We start from the raw sequence: 2,746 nt of genomic DNA, 5'->3' as shown, positions 1-2,746 counted from the left end.
ACGCGCGGCCGCTGCGCCCGGAATCCGCATCCATCGTGTTCGACAACGTGCACTACACCTACCCGGGTGGCAATCGCGCGGTGCGCGGCGTGTCGTTGACGATACCGGCAGGGCAGAAGGTCGGCTTGGTCGGCGCATCCGGCGCGGGCAAATCCACGCTGCTATCGCTGCTGCAACGAGCCGACGAACCGGACTCCGGCAGCATCCTGATCGGCGGCCAGCCCATCCGCCGCGCCACGCTGGAAAGCCTGAAGGACGCGATCTCGGTGGTGCCGCAAGACATCAGCCTGTTCCGCCGCAGCGTGATGGAGAACATCCGCTATGGCCGGCCGGATGCGTCCGAGGAAGAGGTACTGCAAGCCGCCGCGCAGGCGCATTGCGCCGAGTTCATCAGCAAGATGCCGCAGGGCTATGACACCGTGGTGGGCGAACGCGGCGCGATGTTGTCCGGGGGCGAACGCCAGCGCATCGGTATAGCACGCGCCTTTTTGAAAAATGCGCCCATCCTGTTGCTGGACGAAGCCACGTCCGCGTTGGACAGCCATTCCGAAATGCTGATCCAGCGTGCCCTGGCGGAACTGATGCGCAGCCGTACCGTGGTGGCCGCCGCGCACCGTCTGTCTTCATTGGCGCGTTACGACCGCATTGTGGTGTTGGAAAACGGCGCGGTGGTTGAAGACGGCACGCTGGATGAACTGCTGCATGCGCGCGGGCCGTTCCGCGCGCTGTGGGACCTGCAAGCCAGCCGCAAGGGCGCGATGCCGCATGACGACGGCTACGCGGAATCGCTGGACGATGCACGCGCCGCGCGCGAAGGCCAGCTCAGGCAGGCGTAGGCCTTTTCGGCATGGCGGTTGCGTAGGTCGCCGCAGCCGGACCACTAGGGGATCGGCGTCAAAGGAGATAACCATGTTTGCTCACAACAAACGATTGCAGTACACCGTCCGAGTCTCGCAGACCAATCCCGGTCTGGCGAACCTGCTGCTGGAGCAATTTGGCGGGCCGCAAGGAGAATTGGCGGCGGCGTGTAGATATTTCACTCAGGCCATCGCCGAAGACGATCCCGGCCGCAAAGACATGCTGCTGGACATCGCCACTGAAGAACTGAGCCACCTGGAAGTGATCGGCACCTTGGTGGCCATGTTGAACAAGGGCGCCAAGGGCGCGCTGGCCGAAGCCACGGAATCCGAAGCCGAGATTTACCGTCGCTTGAACGGGCCGGGCAACGACTCGCACGTGACGCAAGTGTTGTACGGCGGCGGGCCGGCGCTGACCAATTCGGGTGGCCAGCTCTGGAACGCGGGGTACATCGACACCATCGGCGATCCATCCGCCGACCTGCGTTCGAACATTGCCGCCGAAGCCCGCGCCAAGATCATCTACGAACGCTTGATCAACGCCACGGATGACCCGGGCGTCAAGGAAGCCCTGGGCTTTTTGATGACGCGCGAAGTGTCGCACCAGCGGTCCTTTGAAAAGGCGCTGTATTCCATGGAGCCCAACTTCCCGCCCGGAAAGCTGCCCGGCGATCCGCGCTTTGCCAACGTGTACTTCAACATGTCGCAGGGCGAAGGCGATATGCGGGGCTCGTGGAACAGCGACGAGAACTTCACCTACGTGACGGCCCGCGAAGAACAATGCGCCATCGACGGCGACGGCATGGCCAGCGTGGGGCTGACCGAAGAAGAAACGCTGGCGCTGCAAGCCATGGTGGCGCGCACCGCGTCGGACCCCTCGGCGGATCCGGCGACGGGCGCGGAGCTGGGTCAGGGGCCGGGCGCCACCGATAAATTGGCGTGATGCCACCGGCTCCCGGGCAACCCGGATCACGGGCACGATTTTTGCTCAATTCCGGCACCCCGTTCCGGGTTGTCATCACACTGAGAGCCAAGCCATGCTTCCCATTCGTAAAGCGGTATTTCCCGTTGCCGGCCTGGGCACGCGTTTCCTTCCGGCCACCAAGGCCATGCCCAAGGAAATGCTCCCCATCGTTGACCGGCCCCTGATCCAATATGCCGTCGAGGAGGCCGTGGCGGCGGGCATTACCGAATTGATCTTCGTCACCGGCCGCAACAAGCGCGCCATTGAAGACCACTTCGATCGCATGCCCGAATTGGAACGCGACCTGGAATTGAAGAACAAGGTGGCGTTGCTGGACAGCGTGCGCAACGTGATTCCCGATTCCGTCAAATGCGTCTACACGCGTCAGCCCGCCGCGCTGGGGCTGGGCCACGCCGTGATGTGCGCCGCGGCCATCGTTGGCGACGAACCGTTCGCGGTGCTGTTGGCCGACGACATGATCGACGCCGACACGCCGGTGATCGGCGAAATGATGAAAGTGGCACGCGAATTCGAAGGCAGCGTGCTGGCCGTGCAACACGTGCCGCGCAGCCAGACCAACCAGTACGGCATCGTGTCCGGCAAGCCGGCCTCGCAAAGCGTCGTGCAGGTGTCGGGCATCGTGGAAAAACCCAAGCCCGAGGACGCGCCCAGCGAGCTCGCGGTGGTGGGCCGCTACATTCTTGAGCCCCAGATTTTTCACGCGCTCAAGGCCACGCAGCCCGGTGTGGGCGGCGAAATTCAACTGACCGACGCCATTGCCTCGCTATTGCAGGACCGCAAGGTCTACGGCTACGAGTACGACGGCGTGCGCTATGACTGCGGCAGCAAGGAAGGCTTCTACCGCGCCACGATGGAGATCGGGCGCAAGTACCACGGCATGGCGTGATGATGAGTCAGGGGGGGG

At 63.8% G+C, this 2,746-nt stretch carries 3 protein-coding genes; all 3 read left to right on the top strand.

Annotation, left to right across the window (positions count from 1 at the left end; all coding sequences use genetic code 11):
- Positions 1-836, top strand: an 836-nt coding sequence (locus tag ACNPP0_RS06730) for an ABC transporter ATP-binding protein (RefSeq protein ID WP_448705381.1), incomplete at its 5' end; no start/stop codon positions are given.
- Between the two features lie 73 nt (positions 837-909).
- Positions 910-1,800 (top strand): manganese catalase family protein, encoded by an 891-nt coding sequence (locus ACNPP0_RS06725; RefSeq protein WP_448705380.1) that lies wholly within the window; start codon positions 910-912, stop codon positions 1,798-1,800.
- A gap of 94 nt (positions 1,801-1,894) precedes the next feature.
- A complete protein-coding gene (gene galU / locus ACNPP0_RS06720; protein ID WP_332611540.1) occupies positions 1,895-2,728 on the top strand; it encodes a UTP--glucose-1-phosphate uridylyltransferase GalU in 834 nt (277 codons plus the stop codon).
- Positions 2,729-2,746: the final 18 nt, after the last annotated feature.

It is taken from the genome of Achromobacter semiaridum, assembly GCF_053543755.1.
Note: the sequence above shows the minus strand (reverse complement) of the source record. Positions and strands in the feature narration are given on the sequence as shown.